Below are 18,128 nucleotides of genomic sequence, written 5' to 3'. Positions count from 1 at the left end.
CTGGGAAAGTACAAGCGTGAATTTATGATTTATGAAAGTACTTTTTCAGACATTCTGGGTATCATGTTCTTCTATTTTCTGATTGAAAACTTCAACCTGGACGATGCCGGTACAGTTGCGTTGGTACTGAGCGGAAATATCCTGCTAACGATGGCTTTGGCGGTAGCTTTAAGCTTGTTGCTGTTATTGATCATTCAGAATATAAGATCACAGGCTCGTTTCTTTCTATTTCTGGCAGTCTTGGTGTTGATGTATGCCGTGGCAAAACTGTTCCATCTATCGTCTTTGCTCATCATTTTAGTATTTGGGCTGCTATTGGGTAATTACAAAGTTTTGCTTTGGGGACGGGTAAAAAATTGGTTCAAGGAAGATGCTATCGATGGGCTGTTTGAGAACTTTAAGATGGTTACAATCGAAACCTCGTTCATTGTTCGGACCTTCTTTTTTGTGGTCTTTGGAATTAGCTTTTCGCTGCAGACGCTCACTCACCCGGGTATTTGGATCATGAGCGGTGGCTTCATTCTTATTTTATATCTGATTCGGGTTATCCTGTTTTATATCGTTGACCGCGAAGACGTGATACCACAGATTTTTTTGGCTCCGCGTGGCTTGATCTCAATTTTGTTGTTTTATGCCATTCCCACTGAATTCCAGGTAAGGGAGTTTGAAAGTGGAGCTTTGCTCTTAGTCATTATGGCATCAAGTATTATTATGGCGGGGGCCTTAATTGCCGATCGAAAAGGCCGAAATAATTCTGTCGGGCTGCCCAAATAACCAAAACTGAAACGAACTCAATGAAACTACTATTAACCTTATTCTTTTCTCTATATGTATTTAGCGGATTTGCACAGAGAGCTGCTATAAATTACGATGAAGATAAAATTCCGGCCTATACCTTGCCTGAAGTATTAAAAACGGAAAGTGGACGGAAAATTCGAAATGCGAAGCAATGGGAGAAACTCCGGCGACCTGAAATTTTGAAACTTTTTCAGAAAGAGGTTTACGGTATGGTCCCGGGAGAAATTAACGCACCTGAAGTGATAACTTACGAGAATCATGTTTCAGCATTTAATGGCAAAGCAACGAGAACACAATTCGATTTGATTTTCTCGGAAAATGGAAAAGAAATATCTGCAGGCGTGCTTATTTATCTTCCAAAGTCGGATAAGCCTGTGCCGGTTATCCTGGCCTATAATTTCATCGGAAATCATGCTATAAACAGGGATCCAGCTATTCGGATCAGTGAATCATGGGTGTATAACAATCCCTCGTTGGGAATTGTCAATAACCGTTTGACAGAGCAATCCCGTGGAGCAGATGCTGAAAGTTGGCCAATCGAAAAGATTTTGGATGCCGGCTTTGGTTTGGTAACTCTTTATTACGGCGATATTGATCCGGATTACGAGGAGTACTCGGATGGTATTCAGTCTTTGTTTTATAAAGAAGGGCAGGAGCATCCATCTTATGACGAGTGGGGTTCCATTGCTGCCTGGGCATGGGGATTATCGCGCGTGCAGGATTATTTGGAGACCGACAGCCTGATCAACAATCATGAAGTAGTTGTTTTAGGGCATTCGCGTCTGGGGAAAACGGCTCTGTGGGCAGTGGCTGCCGATCAACGTTTTGCAGGTTGTATTGCCAATGATTCGGGGTGTATGGGTGCAGCTATTTCACGGCGGCGTATTGGCGAAACGGTTGCTGTAATTAATCGGAATTTCCCGTATTGGTTTGACGATAATTTCAAGAAATACAGTGATCGGGAAGATTTGCTTCCCGTTGATCAGCATATGCTTCTGGCTTTAATTGCCCCCCGACCGTTGTATGTAGCCAGTGCAACAGAAGATCTTTGGAGTGATCCGAAAGGTGAATTTCTGGGAGTCCGTTTTGCTTCGTCTGTTTACAAGCTTTATGATATCCCCGGCTTGGTTGATGATAACATGCCTGCACCGGAACATCCGGTTGGTGGAGTGGTTTCGTACCATTTAAGAAGCGGGAAGCATGCGATTAAGGCTTATGATTGGGAACAATACCTGGCCTGGGCAAAAAAGTACATTGCCCGCTAAGTCGGATTTCCCGGAAAGATTTATCAGCACACTACAGCATAGTTTAAAGGAATTTCCTTATTTTCGGTTTTCAAACCAAACAAAACCGACTATGCCAAAACATCATTACCTGGCTTTCGACCTTGGCGCATCCAGCGGCCGTGCCATCCTGGGAACTTTATCCGATTCTAAACTGGAATTAACGGAAATTCACCGTTTCGTCAATCAAATGCAACGAATTAACGGACACTATTTTTGGAATATCTTCAGTCTTTTTCAGGAGCTCAAAAAAGGGCTTGCCATCTGCATTCGGGATTTTGGTGTTGAGCCCGAATCGATTGCAGTGGATACCTGGGGCGTAGATTTTGTGCATCTTGATGAAAATGGAATGATCTTGTCGTTGCCCTATGCTTACCGCGATAGCCGTACGGATAACGCGATGGAGGATTTGTTTCAGCGGATTCCCAAGGAAGTGGTTTACCGGCAAACAGGTATTCAGTTCATGCAGTTCAACAGCTTGTTTCAATTATTTTCGATGGTGAAGGACGACTGTGCATTATTGTCGATAACCAAGCGCATTTTGTTCATGCCCGATGCGCTGAATTATTTGTTTTCGGGACAAGCCAAAACAGAGTTTACCATTGCCAGTACTAGTCAGATGTTAGTGCCGGGAAGTTGTGCCTGGCAAACTGACCTGCTTCATGAGGCAGGAATCCCTACCGGCATATTAGGTGAAGTTATTCGTCCCGGAAAACAGATTGGTTTGTTGAGAGAAGATATTGCTGAAGAGACCGGTTGCTCGCAAATTCCTGTTGTTGCTGTTGGTGGTCACGATACAGCATCGGCAATTGCTTCGGTGCCGGCAGAGGATGAGAACTTTGCATACCTTAGTTCCGGCACCTGGTCAATTTTCGGGATTGAGATTCCGGAACCTATTGTCTCGGACAAGTCGCTGGAATTGAACTTTACCAATGAAGGTGGTGTTGAGGGAACAACCCGGTTCCTGAAAAATATTATGGGGATGTGGTTGATCCAGGAATGCCGTAGGATTTGGGCCCGCGAGTATGAATACAGCTGGCCGGAGATGGTTGATCTGGCCAAATCGGTCAAGGCATTCAAATTTGTTATTGACCCGGATGATTCCCGATTTTTGAATCCGGATAATATGCCTGAAACGGTTGTTGCCTTTTGTGAGGAAACCGGGCAGGGGAAACCCGAAAATCATGCTGAGATCATTCGTTGTATCTATGATAGCCTGGCTTTGAAGTACCGGAAGACCTTGGCGGAAATTCGCCAGGTAAGCGATTTGCCAATTAATCGGATTCATGTTATTGGCGGAGGTTGTAACAACGATTTCCTGAACCAGTTAACTGCAGATGTGTGTGAGCTGCCGGTTTATGCCGGACCAACCGAAGCGACTGCTACCGGTAACATCATGATGCAGGCTAAAGCACTGGGACAGGTCGGTTCGTTATCCGAAATCCGGCAGGTGATCCGAAATTCTTTCGAACTAAAAGAATTTAAGCCTCAGAAAATCGAAGATTGGCAAGAAGCCTATCAAAAAATTTGCTAAAGAATCAAATTCGTAAAAAATTTTTATCGCAAAAAGAGCGTGGATTTTTCACGTCGCAACTTGCTTACTGTTTGAAATACAATAAGATCCGTTCTGTCTGCTTTCGATTGATAGGTTTTCATTCTTACTTTGTTGTTTTATAAGTACTTCTGGATGTTCTTTCCGATTGCGGAGATTCTTATATTTGTTTAAATCTAAATCACTAATAAACTCAAAATGCTTAAAAAATTACTCTTGACCGCCCTGATTGCACCCTTGGGGTTTCATGGTGTGGAGGCACAAAATCAAACTAAATCTGACATTGATATGAAAGTAGAAAATCTTCTCTCGAAGATGACTCTCGAGGAGAAAATAGGGCAGTTGAACCAGTATACGTCCCGATGGGAAATGACCGGACCCGCTCCATCCGGAAGCAGTGAACAAGAACTGCTGGAGGAGATTAAAAGCGGAAAGGTTGGCTCTATGCTGAACGTTACCGGAGCTGAAGCGACGATGAAGGCACAAAAGCTGGCGGTAGAAAATACACGTTTGGGAATTCCTTTGATTTTCGGATACGATGTGATTCATGGTTATAAAACGATGTTTCCGATTCCTTTGGCAACAGCGTCGAGTTGGGATCCTTCGGCAGCAGAAGAGAGTGCGCATATTGCTGCGGTTGAGGCTGCAGCTTCTGGTATTCACTGGACTTTTGCCCCGATGGTTGATATTTCGCGCGATGCCCGCTGGGGACGTGTAATGGAAGGTGCCGGAGAAGATCCCTACCTGGGAACTAAAATGGCTGCCGCCCAGGTGCGCGGTTTTCAGGGGGATAACTTGAGTGACGATTATACCATTGCTGCATGTGCCAAACACTTTGCTGCTTATGGCTTTGTTGAGGCTGGTCGCGAATATAATACCGTTGATATCTCGGAATATACCTTGCAAAATGTGGTTTTACCACCTTTCAAAGCAGCCGTTGACGCTGGTGTTGCAACGCTGATGAACTCTTTCAATGTAATTGGTGGCGTACCCTCGACAGCTAACCCTCATTTGTTGCGCGATATTTTGAAAGGCGAATGGAACTTCGATGGTTTTGTGGTATCTGATTGGAATTCCATTGGCGAAATTAAGAATCATGGTGTGGCTCCCGATTTGAAGGAAGCTGCACGTTTGGCCATTATTGCCGGTTCGGATATGGATATGGAAGGCTATTCGTATTTGCCGTTCCTGAAAGAATTGGTTGATGAAGGTTTGGTGGATGAGTCTTTAATTGATGATGCAGCAGGTCGGGTGTTACGCGTGAAATTTGAATTAGGCTTGTTTGATGATCCGTACAAATACAGTAAGCTGGACGAGAAGGGACTGGTATTAAATGAAGATCACCTGAAAGCAGCACGCGATGTGGCGAAGAAGAGTATTGTTCTGTTGAAGAATGATAACAAACTGTTGCCGCTGAAAAAGTCAGGGCAGAAGATTGCCGTAATAGGTGATTTGGCTGACGATAAAGATTCGCCCCTGGGTAGCTGGCGCGCACAAGCTGTTACCGGTTCGGCTGTTTCCTTGCTCGAGGGAATTGAGAATGCAGTGGCTGATCCAAGTAATGTGGCTTTTGAGCGAGGTCCGGTGTACGTTAAAAACGACCCTCAGTTTACCCAACAATTGGAATTTAATGAAACTGATCCATCTGGGATTGACGAGGCGGTTGAGTTAGCCAAAGAAATGGATGTTGTTGTGATGGCTTTAGGCGAAAACTGTTTCCAAACAGGAGAAGGCCGCAGTCAAACGGACATCCGGTTGAAAGGTTTCCAGGAAGAATTATTGAAAGCGGTGTGCGCAGTCAATAAAAATGTGGTGGTGGTTTTAATGAATGGTCGCCCGCTGGTGATTGACTGGATGGCCGAAAATGTTCCGGCAATTGTTGAGTCCTGGCAACTGGGCTCCGAAGCCGGTAATGCGATTGCTGATGTGTTATTTGGTGACTACAATCCATCGGGCAAGTTAACAGTTTCGTTCCCGCGTAGCGTTGGCCAATGTCCGATTTATTATAACCACTTCAGCACCGGTCGTGCGGAAGATACCGGTACGGTATTCTGGTCGCATTATACCGATGAATCGAATGATCCCTTATTTCCCTTTGGTTACGGGTTAAGCTATACCACCTTCAACTATTCGGATTTGGAACTGAGTGCTGATGAAATTACAGCCGATCAGAAGCTGAAAGTCAGTGTAGTGGTAAAAAATACGGGCGATATTGATGGCGAAGAAGTGGTGCAGCTGTATGTGCACGATTTGTACGGAAGCATTGCCCGTCCGGTCAAAGAGCTGAAAGGTTTCAATAAGATTTTCCTGAAAGCCGGCGAAAGTAAAACTGTTGAGTTTGAATTGGGAGCTGATGATTTAGCCTTCTACGGAGCCGACAAAACATGGAAAGCCGAACCGGGTGACTTCGATCTGTGGGTCGGCACGAACTCGCAAAGCGGTTTGAAAGGTTCTTTTAAACTGAAATAGTCAGAATCGATTCGCAATATGATTATGAGGTCGGCTTATTGCCGGCCTTTTTCTTTTAATAATCGGGAAAGAATTGTTGTTGGAGCTGTAGTGCTGTTTCGTTTTTCGGATCGATTGTGAAGATTTGGTGGAGAATGTTTTGTGCATATTGACGATGATCTTGCAGGAGTTCGTAGATCAGTCCGCATTCCAAACACTTGGGATAGTTTGCGTTTATCTTGTAGCATTGTTGTAATCGTTGGGCTGCAGCACTGTAATTCCCGACATGCAATTCAATGTAGGCCAAGTCGACGTAAGCATCACAGGCTGTTGAGTCCAGATCCAAAGCCTTTTCAAGCAGTATTCTGGCTTTGAACGATTGGCCATCGCGATATCGGTAATGAGCTAGTTTGATGTAGTCGGAAGCTCTTGTTTTCTGTGTCAGTGGATCTTCTATCTTTTTTAACAACCATTTTTCGCCTGACAGAGTATCTTCCCGCAGGATTTGCGATAAGATAATTCCATCGTAGAATACAGAACTTGGATAGCGTGTTTTTTCGGATTGTGATTTACTTTTCCGAATAGCCGTACTAAAATAGTCATCGGCCTCTTTAAAGTTGCTTTTGCATAGGTTTATTATACCGAGTGCGAAATGAAGTTCTGGTTTTTGGCAATAGTATCTTTTTCTTTTTAGCTTTATCAAATAGTTCTCATAGAGCCGGAATTGTTCTGTAGTTCCCTGATCGAGTTTGAATAATAAGTTCGGCTGGGTCTTTAAGTGCAATGAAATTTCGGAACGCATCGAATTTTTTAATATGTTTTCCATTAAAGCAGAGCTTAATTTGTAGATTGTCAGGACGTATCGCAGTTCTTCATTCTTGGAATATTGCTGAATGGCATCATCCAGGAAGCTAAAATCTCCGTGAATACTGTTTATGGCCTTTTCGGGGCTTTCAAAATTTAGTTGATGCTTTAGATCATGTTCTTCATTTTGAATAACCATCGTTGTTTTTAAATAATATCCGGCAGCGGTTTGCGGATAGCGTGTAAGGAGAGTGTCAATATAGCTGGTAAGTTTCTGCGATCTGTCGGAACAGTCTAAAGCCGGTATGCTTCGGGCTATGTAATACAAATAAATGGGTTCTGGCATCGTATCTACACACAGGTCGAAATAATAGACCAGGCCATTGCGATCATTTACCCGAATCATCGCATCACTCAGCCATAAAAGGATGAAAGGATCTTTCGGATTTTTGAGAAATTGCTTTTGTAAAGAGTCTTTAGCTGTTTTATTGTATTTCGCGGCTAGTGTTTTCTCATTCAATAAATAATAGACTGTTGCAATTCTGCATAAAACTTTAGCATATTCAAAGCCGGTCTTTAGCTTTAACGAATCCTGGAGTTGATTAAGTAATTCCACAGTTGGGGCTTGGGGGACGGGTGCAAATATGGGTTGCGAAAAGCCGTTTATATCGATCGAAAAAGAGATATCGAAAGGTATCATAAAGTTCTTCTGAATGTATTCCTGAAGGATTTGCTGTTGCTGCCCTTGGGAAGATACTGCAAGAAAAAGCAGAAGCAGTATGACGACTGTTTTCTGAACGAATATTCTCCAATTGCTGAATGTTGCAAACATGGTTTATCTGTTGGGTTCCATGAATACTTCTAGCTTGAGGATGAACGCGTTCAGCAAAGCAAAGTTAAGGCTTTTAGTACCTTAAAAGCAATAGCCTGGGTGTTTTTAGATGTAAATGAGGAAATAAACGTTGTTAATAATGTTTTATAGATGGAGAAGCTTAACAGTCCTAATCGCTGTGCAGCAAAAAGCTCCGACATGTTTAAGTAGTGAGTTGTTCTCAAATAAAAACCACTTCAATATTGACTTGATTGCTGTCGACATTGAAGTGGTGGTCCTTTTTTAATATCGTGTTTGCGCTATCCTGATCAATACTGGGGCGTGCCTTTGAATACTCTGGACTGGGATAACGGAACCAGTTTTCCAAGGTAGGTCAGTTTACCACCCCAATTCCCACTAATGGTTGCCGAAGCAATATCTCCGTCGCTGTTGCTATTGATTGAAATATCGTAGGTGCCGGAACTCGACATGCAAATCAGCTGGATTGAATAACTTTCATGCTTTTTGTTTTTATTCACTTCCATTTTTGTTACCCGGGAATCAACCGATACACCGCCAACACCGTTTGGCCCAAAGTGCGTGTTGGAGCCAATCTGTATAAAGCCGCTTTCGCCATTGATTGCGATGAAATTCAAATTCGACGGAACATTAATGGTAACGCCTCTTTTGCTTTGCAGCCTGTCGGCTTCCAGGACAAAGGTCGAGGAGTCTATGGCCTGGGCAAGTAACTCTGCCTTTTCTTTGGAGATAAGTGCCTGCTGTTCTTTCCTTGCCTGTTTTTTGGCTTTCTTTTCCAAATTCTGATCCTGTGCCTTTACACCGTTTGCTGCGAAACAAAACAGTATAATAAAGGTGATTGAAATTAACTGTTTCATGACTAACTAAATTTGACATTTAAGTTAGTGAATATGAAAGAGTAAGACAAGGGGTTTTAGTATAATAGTTGTTAAAATTAAGACCGGTCAATTTGTCGTTTTCGGTTATCTGAACCCGGTAAATACCCCAAAACAGTAACATAATGCCAATAATTTCCCCGTGGTGTTAAAAATGTTTAATTGATGGTACAGGATAAAACCTTAGATCTCCACTCGATTGTTGTCGGAATTGAAGTGGTTTCTGGTATGTTGCAAAATCGTATTTTCTCTGTTTTTATCAGTATCGGGGTGAGCCTTTATAGACTCTGGACTGTGATAACGGAACCAGTTTTCCATGATAGCTCAGTGTTCTGCCCCAGTTGCTTTTAATTGCTGCCGTAGCCGTAGTTGCTGTCGATCGAAATATTATAGGTGCCGGAACTCGACATGCAGATTAACTGCATCGAATAACCGTCATTCTTTTTGTTTTTCCATACTTCCATTTTTGTTACGCGGGAATCAAGCGATGCGCCGCCAACGCCGTTTGGCCCGATACAGGTACTGGAACCAACTTGTAAAAATCCGCTTTCGCCATTGATGGCGATGAAATTCAAATAGGACTGTACATTTATGGTTACGCCTCTTGAGCATATCAGCCTGTCGGCCTCCAGAACAAAGGTCGAGGAGTCAACAGCTTGGGTAAGTAACTCTGCTTTTTGCTTCGAGATAAGCGCTTGTTGTTCCTTCTTTGCCAGTTTTCGGGCTTTTTTATCCAGCTTCTGATCCTGTGCGTGTACACTGTTTGCAGTGAAACAAATCAGTAAAATAAAGGTGATTGAAAGTAATTGTTTTATAATCAACTAGCTTTGTCCTTCAATTTAGTGAATTTGAGAAAGCACCGCAAGAGGCTTTGTTTGTCTAATTGTTAAATTTAAGACGAGTTAGTCGTTTTTTTTAATATTTCTGAATCAGGAATATACCGGCAAGCAATAACAAGATACCAATAATTCGTCCTGCATTAATGGGATGTTCTGTTAAACCGAAGAAGCCAAAATGATCGATCACCGATGCAGCGATCAGCTGGCCGGCAATGGATGCAGCCAGAACTGTTGTTACACCAATCTTCGGAATGAAAAAGATAACGGAGGAAACAAAGATGGCTCCAAGCATCCCTCCCGCAAATAAATACCAGGGAGCGGTGCGCACCTGCTCCCAGTCGGGAACTTGGGTACGGAAAATGAAGTTGAGGCCAATTAAGCAGATAAACCCAACCATGAAGTTGACCAGTGCTCCTTGCAGCGGATGGCGCAAAAAGGTGGTGAGTTGGGTATTGATGCTGCCTTGCACAGCCAGAATAGTGCCGATGATAAGAACAATGAGTGTGTAAATTAATTTCATACTGACAGGTGTTTATAGGGCGCTGAAAGATTAAATAGAATAAGTTGAACGCAAAGCTTATCGTTCAGGTTCAATTGCATAGCCTTTTAGACAGATGCAATTCTGTCTTGGTTAGATAATGTCGGTGGCCGGTTTATAGTGACGTTTCAGCCAGTGTGCCAAACCATCCAGACCGGGGAACAGCACACGTTCAGTAATGTTGGCCTGATCCAGTTTGTCGCGAACTTCCCACTTCAATTCTTTCGGGATGATCAGGCGACGGTAAAGGTCGGGATGTTGTATGAGCCAGTCGTCGAGAATCGCTGTTGGGTTAGACATCACCGAGAAAAAGGCAAACTGGTTAACGATACGTTCGTCCATACTCGGTGGCTCAAAAAAGGCAACTTGGTTGGGGCCCATCACCTTCTCGAAATCAGACAGGCGGTGAATGCTTTCTTCCAACATTTCGATGGTAAAGGCATTACATTTTTCCTCGAGCAAGCCCTGATTTAATGGATTGCTGATTAGCTTGTTGGCTTTTACAAAATCCACTTTCCAGATTACCCCGTCCAGATCGTACTTTTCCGTATTGACCGTTGCAAAGTGCATGGCATTGAAAGGCGAATAAGTCCAGTCGAGCAGTCGGGTTGGCAGACCATGATGCTGGGCTTTTACCAGCGCCCGCCAGAAGGATCCGGATAGCTGGGCTTCTTTCGAAAGCGAGTATTTGCGGAAGTTACGCAGCAGGTGGTATTCCAGTTCCGGTCGCGAGCCACAGTTGCGTAAAAAGCTGCTTTTTAGTTCGTAACTACTGTCTGAAAGCCCCCGAAAGGCATAATCGGACCGGTATCGGCCCATGCCCGGTTTCCATGAATCCTTGTACACTTCTTCGCATAATTCTTCCCAACTGTGCACAACATAGTCGTTCTGGTATATCGCTTTATTTTCCATGATCTGTTGGCTGAATGATTTTGTTTGTGTTTTATTGCTTCACCACAAAACGATTGAAAGTTATAATTTTTAAATCAGCTGAAGGTTTAAAAACAGTGAATTTACGCTTTCTTTACATCGGATCGACTATCTTAGGGTGTTTGAACTGCCAAGAGAATCATGATCCTAAGAAACCTGACTATAACTTTCCTGTTTATCGTATGTTGTTTGCAGACAAGCGCTCAGGATACCGATAAGGAGAATCGCCTGTTGCAGGTTCCGGTTTCTTTTATGGCAGCCAATCCCGAACATCCGGTTGGTATCTTTGCACTCGATTTACCCTTTTATTTCCCTTCAAGCCAAACGGCCAAATCTCAGTTTCAGTTTTCGTACACCATGGCCAATGTCTGGCATCCGCAGGCCTGGTTTTACTATCCGCAAAACCTGACTACAGCGCAGAAAAGTGTCAGCAATGAGCTTTATATGACCTGGCGTCCGACTTATTTCGAGGCGGTGGGCGTTGACACGCAAGTGAAAACCTTTCAGTCGGATGGGGTTTTGCAGCATTTCCGCTTTGCCTGGCTGCAAAAGTGGAAGAAGAACAGCTTCATCCTGAATATGAACCTGCATCTGTTGAGTGGCGGTTCGTCACCCCTTCATTATCTGGTGAGCGACCGGTTTATTGAGGATTTTCATACTGCGTTTGCTGTCGACGACAATTATGGACGAAGACTTTACCCTTATAACCGGGCCAGCATTCTTTTTCGCGATGAAGATGGAAATGCTTATCGCCGCGATAAAGGCGATTGGTTTACCAGTGTGATTGATGCCCATTATTACCGGGAATTGTTGACACACTCTTCTGCCTATGCGCATGGGCAATTGATGGGTGGTATGCATTTGTCGGTGCCCTTAAACAGTATGCACCGCTATCTTATTCCGGGACTTTCGCTGGGCTACCGTTACGATCGTTTACTTCACCCTAAAACTTCGTTTACGGTGGCGGCTGATGGTGGAATGACCTGGCCAATGTTCCTGAAAACAGGGAGCAGTGTAAAAGCTATTGATAACCCGTGGCGTGGAGCTTTTAAATTTTATTTTGGATTAAACAGGGCGGTAAGTACAAAAAGTATTCTTCAGTTCGGCTTGCTCAGCAATTTTCAGGGGGCCTTGCTGAAAGGCGCCAATAACAAGTGGGGGCAGCTTGGCTACGACGAGATTGGTGTGGGCTATTTGGAGGAAGGGGATATGTGGGAAGGAGAGGAGATCAGCCAGGAATTTTGGCTGGCACGCATTACCCCGGCAGCCATGTATTATTTTTCATACAAAGCTTATTTTGTATTGGGCTGGCTTCGTAATTCCCGCCAATTCAATTTTTATGTGGGCGAAGATTTCTTCTATATTAATAATGCCCCCGATTTCCAGTTAGGCTTCGAATACATCGTCCCTTTGTCGCGTAAAAAATAATATGGAATCAGAATCGTTAGGCCTGTTATTTGTTTCGGACTTTACCTGTTTTTTCAATCATTTTAGTCTTCAACTAAAAAGATACTAATCTTTTCCCCAAAAGATACCTGTCATTTCCCCAAATGATACCTATCTTTTCCTCAAAAGATACCTATCTTTTTAAAAAAGTTCTATAGTGAAATTTTAAAAGTTCAGTATCTTTTTAATTTTCACTATAGGCGATTTTAGAACGTGCGTTGAGACCTGCTATCCGTATGCTTTTGAATCTTTTATTACTGAAGACTAATTACGCGTAACCCTGGGTAATTTTTTCATGAACAAGCTTGCTTTTTTCGTGTTTACTGGTCAAAACTTATTTTGTAATGACTGATATCTCAAATACAAAGGAGCGCCTGCCTCGTTGGATGAAATCGCAGCTCCCTAGCGGTGAAAACTATTCGAAAGTAAAACGCTTAATTACCGAACACAAATTAAATACGATATGTACCAGCGGTAACTGCCCCAATAAGGGGGAATGTTGGAATGCCGGTACAGCCAGTTTCATGATTATGGGTGACCGTTGTACCCGTAACTGCCGGTTTTGTTATGTGCAAAACCTGATTCCTGAGCCTTTGGACTGGGATGAACCGCGCCGGTTAGCCGAAACCATTCAAACGCTTAGCCTGAAACATTGTGTGATTACATCTGTCGATCGGGATGATGTGCAGGATGGTGGAGCCCGCTTTTGGGCCGAGACGATTCGCCAAATCAAAGAGCTGAATCCGAATACCACGATGGAAACGCTGATTCCGGATTTTCATGCGAAGAAGGAATTGGTGCAAAAGGTTATTGATGCGAAGCCCGAAGTTATTTCGCATAACCTGGAAACGGTCAAACGGCTGACGCCAAAAATCAGAAGCACCGCCCGTTACGATCGTAGCTTGAAGGTGATCTCCTACATTGCTGAAGCGGGTATTGTTGCCAAGTCGGGTATTATGCTTGGGCTGGGTGAAAAGCCCGAAGAGGTGCTGGAAGCCATGGACGACCTGAAAGCTGCCGGCTGCAAGGTGTTAACGCTGGGACAATACCTGCAACCCGATCCGCACCTGATGAAAGTGGTGGAGTACATTACACCGGAGCAATTCGAAATTTATCGTAAAGAAGCCTACAAACGTGGATTCCGTTATGTGGAGAGCAGCCCCTTGGTTCGTTCTTCCTACCATGCGGAACGTCATGTGAATGCATAAATCAAACACTTATGAACAAATCATTACACCAGTTGCTTGAGTTGGAAGAACTCACGCCTGAAACTTTTCTGCTACATTTCGATCGGAATGGATTTCAATTTAAACCTGGCCAGTACGCCGTATTGCGTAATCCGGAAACCGGGGAGGCCAGGGAATATTCGATCTACAGTTCCGATCAGGATGAACGCCTTTCATTTTTGATCCGAACGGTCGAGTATGGCGATTTTTCGCGCTATTTACGTCATTTAATACCTGGCAGTACAATCCAGATTGAAGGTCCTCGTGGCTTTTTTGTTTTGGATGAACAAGTGTTGACTGGTCATCCGACCTTATTAATAGCTACAGGTACCGGCATTTCTCCTTTTCACTCGTTTGTGCAAAGCTATCCCGGGCTGAACTACCGCTTGTTACATGGGGTCCATTTTCCGGATGAAGCCTATGGCCGTAAAAGCTACAAGCCGGAACGCTACCAGTTGTGCACTTCGCGCCAGGAGGGAAGCGATTATTTTGGTCGTGTTACTTATTACCTGAAAGATAATCCGGTTTCAGAAGATACAATTTGTTACCTCTGCGGTAATTCCGATATGATCGAGGAGGCAACTGATATCCTGGAGGGCTATGGAGTGAGTGCCGAGAATATTCGTACTGAAGTCTTCTTTTAGAACATGATTTTGCCACAAGTTATAGTTAAGAAGTTAGTTTTTACAGAAAGAATAGCAGCCAAGCGCTGCTATTTTTTATTTTTGCTAACCTGTTTCTTATGGTTTGATTTTTAAAAATCAGAAATGAAAAATATTAAAATCTCGGAAGAGTTGGCTGATAAATGTCCGGATATCTGCTTGTCGTGTATTGAATGCAACGTGAAGGTGGAATTTTTTCGGGAAGACTTGTGGCAACTCATCGAACGCCGTTGTCGTGAAACGGCCAACTCCCTGCAGATGGAGCAGATCAAACTTGTTCCGACTATTGCAGCATCCCGGGAGGCTTATAAAGCTTGCGGCAAAGATCCGGCCCGCTACCGCCTTTCAGCTGAAGCCTTACTGAGAAGAGTTGTCAGTAAAAAAGGTTTGTATCAGATAAACAATGTGGTTGATGCGTTGAACTATGTTTCCATAAGTACCGGTCTTTCAATTGGCGGGTACGATGCCGATAAAATTCAGGGAAACATTACGATGGGAATTGGTAAAGCTGATGAACCTTATGAAGGATTGGGGCGTGGCGAATTGAATATTGAAGGGATGCCGGTTTTTCGCGATGAGCTGGGAGCCTTTGGCACCCCAACTTCCGACTCGGAACGGACAGGCGTGCGCCCCGACACCAAACGATTCCTGATGATTTTGGTTTCGTATAAAGGGTTTCATCCACTTTATGAGTCTAGTCAGGCGGCCGTTCAACTGCTGAGCGATTATGCTTCAGCATCTTATGTGGAAACTTATCAAATTACGGTTTAAACTATGCAAGCTATTTGTCGTTTTTTGCTCAAGTTATTGGGTTGGAAAGCTGTTAGCGGTGTAATGCCTCATAAAAAAGCGATTATCATTGGTGTTCCGCACACCAGCGCCTGGGATTTCATTATTTCCTATTTATATTATACTTCGGTTGGAGGTGTGGCCAACATTGTTATTAAAAAAGAGTTTTTCTTTTGGCCGGTTGGTTACTTCCTGCGAAAAGCCGGCGCCATCCCAATCGATCGTTCCAAAGGTGCTTCGGTGGTTAAGCAGATTGTTGCTGAGATGAACAAGCGTGAGGTGATGCACCTGGCCATTACCCCCGAAGGGACGCGTAAAGCCACTAAACGATGGAAAGCCGGTTTTCACACGATTGCCAAAGCAACAGGTGCTGTTGTGTACCTGGGCTTTTTCGATTTTGGTAAAAAGGAAATTGGCTGGATCGAAACTTTGCCTTTGACAGATGATCCCCAAGAGGATATTCGTCGTATGAAAGCGTATTACCGGACGCGTGGATTGGTGGGCAAACATCGCGATCAGTTCACCCTGGATGATTAGCTTTTTTCACTCCGGGAACTAGCGGAGCATATATTATATATATACATGGAACGCAACGATCAAATATTAACCTTATCCTTGGTTCAACCCGACTTGGTTTGGGAGGATGTTCAAGCGAACCTCGAAGCCTTTGAACAGTTGTTCCGGGATCTTCCTTCCGCTACTGATTTGATCGTTCTGCCCGAAATGTTCTCGACGGGCTTTTCGATGCAGGTGGACAAGTTCGCCGAACCGATGGAGGGCCCCACTGTAAACTGGATGAAAAAGCAAGCTGCAACTTTGAATGCTGTAGTAGCTGGTAGTTTAATGGTAGCCCGGAATGATTGCTTTTATAATCGCTTTGTTTTTGCCCGTTCCGATGGACAGATCGAATATTACGACAAGCGCCATTTATTCTCGATGGGGCAGGAGAATGTCTTTTTTACACCTGGACGGAAGAGATCCGTTATTGAAGTGAAGGGATTTCGAATTCTCCCCCAGGTTTGTTACGATCTTCGGTTTCCTGTTTTTGCCCGTAACCGGAACGACTATGATTTATATTTAAATTGTGCCAACTGGCCTGCTCCCCGAAATGAAGTTTGGGAATGTTTATTGAAAGCACGGGCTATTGAAAATCAATGTTATGTTGCCGGCGTAAATCGGATCGGAACCGATGCTAATGGAATACGGTATTCCGGCAACAGTCAGGTTTTGGATGCCCGGGGGAAAAGTATTGGGGAAGCCGGTACAACAAAAAAATTGATTACAACAGCCTTATCCTTATCTACACTTCAAAAATTTCGTGAAAAGTTCCCTGTTTTGCCCGATGCCGATGACTTTCAAATTGAACTGTAGCATAATCTTTTTTTAGCCTTACACTGTGCTTTGAATTTGTCGTTTTTGCAGAGAATGTGCCCTCTTCGCAGACCTTCTTTCTTATCAATCTATTACTCTTTATGACTAAAAAATGACGTTTTAGTCTTTTTTATCACCATCAAAAAAGGTGAAAAATGGCCCTTTTTTAGCTGATCTGTTAAAAATCCTTAAGTTTTTGCTCCTTCATTTACCTATTTTGATACTCCAAATACCCTATTCGTCCAATATTGGGGGGCTCTTCGCACTTGCCTCTTGCCTTGAATTAGTCGATTGCCGTAAATTGTAAATACAGTTTTCAGCCAAGCTCATGCTAGGGACGTTCAAAAAGTAAAACTGTAAAAAGTAATTGCGGTGTGCTTCAAGTTACCGCAGCAAATTTTAAGACTAAACGGATGTGTATGAATGAAATTTCTACCTGGAATTTTTATTTAGCGGTAATGTTATGTTCTCTATCGATTTTCAGTTTTCTGAAATCGGTTTCTTACCTTATAGAGAATATCTTTCCAACTGTTTTAAGAAAGTTACTTACCCGGAATCAATCTTCGTATTGTCACATCTTTCTCAGAGGACAAGTCGTTGCAGTTTCCCCAATCACTGTGTGGAAACAAGCGGTTTCAATTGCGAAAAATTTTCAAAACAACATATATCAAACGACAATAGAGCAAAGTGCTTTTGCTGCTATTGGTCGTTACACGCATATTCACTCTCTAACGAATAATTAATGCAATGATGAGCTGCCGGATGTTTAACGCAAATAATAACCCCTCGGGCAGCGAAAACTTTAGAAAGAAAAAATGTGAGATTATGAAAGAAAATATCTACCTCGTTTCAATGAAGTCACTAAAAGCCCTTGCTTTTAGTTTTGTACTTCTGTTTTCTTCATTAATGGTGTTTGGGCAAAAAGAGAGTCCAACTATTTTTACAGATAAAGCTGACTATTTGCCTGGAGATTATGCCGTAATTGAAGGTGAAGGCTGGAATCCTGGAGATTCGATTCAACTCTCGATTACACACATTGGAGATGCCATTCCTGACCATACGCATGCGCCATGGGCCTTAGTTGCCGACGCAAATGGTAAGGTCCATTATGAATGGTATGTGAATGAATCGGAGCTTGGGACAGCGATGTCGCTGAAAGCTCAAAGTTTGGCTTTGGCGGATATGTCGGCTGAAACGACTTTTACCGATGGAAGCTACTATAATGTACAACTTAGTATTTATAAACCAGATTCCTATAACAGACGTGTTTATGGCCAAGCTACTGCTCCAGTGGGGAGTGGTTACAGTAGCGATTTGGCAACAAAAGATGCTGTTCCAACGCAGTCCATTGTGAACCAGTTTTATGCTTATTTAGGTTTAGGCCAAATAATGGCTTATGAGGCTTTTATTACAGTGGATGACAATCTTCCGTGTGATGAAGGTGGAATTGAATTCAAGGTGAATTTTGAAACCGGTTTTGGACTTGATTCATCGCGCATGGTTATTGGCGCTTTTGTCAATACCGAAAGACCAGGTATTGATGCTTCTACACCAGCAGTTGTGACTGGATATAAATCAGTAAATTATCCTCAAGATGGGTATTTCCAATCTACAATTGATGTTTCAGGATTAAATCCAGGCGATCAAATACCGGTAGAAATCTGGGTCGTATTAGAGTCTACTGTCCCTGATGGCGGATTAAACGGTAATTTTGCCG

General features: G+C 43.3%; 16 protein-coding genes. 11 read left to right on the top strand and 5 right to left on the bottom strand.

The window, feature by feature from the left end; all coding sequences use genetic code 11:
* From AC37HE_RS16850 to bglX, 4 genes are all read left to right on the top strand, one after another.
* Positions 1-774, top strand: a 774-nt coding sequence (locus AC37HE_RS16850; protein ID WP_500784279.1) for a cation:proton antiporter domain-containing protein, incomplete at its 5' end; no start/stop codon positions are given.
* A gap of 20 nt (positions 775-794) precedes the next feature.
* On the top strand, positions 795-2,063 hold the full coding sequence (locus AC37HE_RS16845; protein WP_500784278.1) for a glucuronyl esterase domain-containing protein: 1,269 nt from the start codon (positions 795-797) through the stop codon (positions 2,061-2,063).
* A 91-nt stretch (positions 2,064-2,154) separates the two neighbouring features.
* Positions 2,155-3,615: a rhamnulokinase gene (rhaB, locus tag AC37HE_RS16840; protein WP_500784276.1), complete on the top strand. Its 1,461-nt coding sequence runs from the start codon at positions 2,155-2,157 to the stop codon at positions 3,613-3,615.
* Between the two features lie 216 nt (positions 3,616-3,831).
* Positions 3,832-6,102 (top strand): beta-glucosidase BglX, encoded by a 2,271-nt coding sequence (gene bglX / locus AC37HE_RS16835; RefSeq protein ID WP_500784274.1) that lies wholly within the window; start codon positions 3,832-3,834, stop codon positions 6,100-6,102.
* A 55-nt stretch (positions 6,103-6,157) separates the two neighbouring features.
* Here bglX and AC37HE_RS16830 read toward each other — a convergent pair whose 3' ends face one another.
* The 5 genes from AC37HE_RS16830 to AC37HE_RS16810 form a co-directional block, all read right to left on the bottom strand.
* On the bottom strand, positions 6,158-7,501 hold the full coding sequence (locus AC37HE_RS16830) for a tetratricopeptide repeat protein (RefSeq protein WP_500784272.1): 1,344 nt from the start codon (positions 7,499-7,501) through the stop codon (positions 6,158-6,160).
* Between the two features lie 524 nt (positions 7,502-8,025).
* On the bottom strand, positions 8,026-8,592 hold the full coding sequence (locus AC37HE_RS16825; RefSeq protein WP_500784270.1) for a DUF4251 domain-containing protein: 567 nt from the start codon (positions 8,590-8,592) through the stop codon (positions 8,026-8,028).
* A 365-nt stretch (positions 8,593-8,957) separates the two neighbouring features.
* On the bottom strand, positions 8,958-9,431 hold the full coding sequence (locus AC37HE_RS16820) for a DUF4251 domain-containing protein (protein WP_500784268.1): 474 nt from the start codon (positions 9,429-9,431) through the stop codon (positions 8,958-8,960).
* A 94-nt stretch (positions 9,432-9,525) separates the two neighbouring features.
* Positions 9,526-9,969 carry a DMT family transporter gene (locus AC37HE_RS16815; protein WP_500784266.1) on the bottom strand — a complete coding sequence of 148 codons (444 nt, stop codon included), beginning with the start codon at positions 9,967-9,969 and terminating at the stop codon, positions 9,526-9,528.
* 111 nt (positions 9,970-10,080) lie between these two features.
* Positions 10,081-10,899, bottom strand: coding sequence for an FRG domain-containing protein (locus AC37HE_RS16810; protein ID WP_500784264.1), 819 nt, complete (start codon positions 10,897-10,899; stop codon positions 10,081-10,083).
* A gap of 159 nt (positions 10,900-11,058) precedes the next feature.
* On the opposite strand from AC37HE_RS16810, the gene AC37HE_RS16805 reads away from it, so the two are divergent.
* The 7 genes from AC37HE_RS16805 to AC37HE_RS16775 form a co-directional block, all read left to right on the top strand.
* Positions 11,059-12,345: a hypothetical protein gene (locus AC37HE_RS16805; RefSeq protein WP_500784262.1), complete on the top strand. Its 1,287-nt coding sequence runs from the start codon at positions 11,059-11,061 to the stop codon at positions 12,343-12,345.
* Between the two features lie 362 nt (positions 12,346-12,707).
* A complete protein-coding gene (gene lipA / locus AC37HE_RS16800; RefSeq protein ID WP_500784260.1) occupies positions 12,708-13,571 on the top strand; it encodes a lipoyl synthase in 864 nt (287 codons plus the stop codon).
* Positions 13,572-13,582: 11 nt separating this feature from the next.
* Complete coding sequence (locus tag AC37HE_RS16795) at positions 13,583-14,233, top strand: ferredoxin--NADP reductase (RefSeq protein WP_500784258.1); 651 nt, start codon at positions 13,583-13,585, stop codon at positions 14,231-14,233.
* 123 nt (positions 14,234-14,356) lie between these two features.
* Positions 14,357-15,022: a B3/B4 domain-containing protein gene (locus tag AC37HE_RS16790; RefSeq protein ID WP_500784256.1), complete on the top strand. Its 666-nt coding sequence runs from the start codon at positions 14,357-14,359 to the stop codon at positions 15,020-15,022.
* 3 nt (positions 15,023-15,025) lie between these two features.
* Entirely contained in the window at positions 15,026-15,577 is a 552-nt protein-coding gene (locus tag AC37HE_RS16785; protein ID WP_500784254.1) for a 1-acyl-sn-glycerol-3-phosphate acyltransferase, read from the top strand.
* Positions 15,578-15,622: 45 nt separating this feature from the next.
* The gene (locus tag AC37HE_RS16780; RefSeq protein ID WP_500784252.1) at positions 15,623-16,411 is read left to right on the top strand and encodes an amidohydrolase; all 789 of its coding nucleotides are present in this window, start codon (positions 15,623-15,625) and stop codon (positions 16,409-16,411) included.
* Between the two features lie 825 nt (positions 16,412-17,236).
* On the top strand, positions 17,237-18,128 hold an 892-nt coding region (locus AC37HE_RS16775; protein WP_500784250.1), incomplete at its 3' end, for a hypothetical protein.

It is taken from the genome of Mangrovibacterium sp. (genome assembly GCF_059905295.1).
Note: the sequence above shows the minus strand (reverse complement) of the source record. Positions and strands in the feature narration are given on the sequence as shown.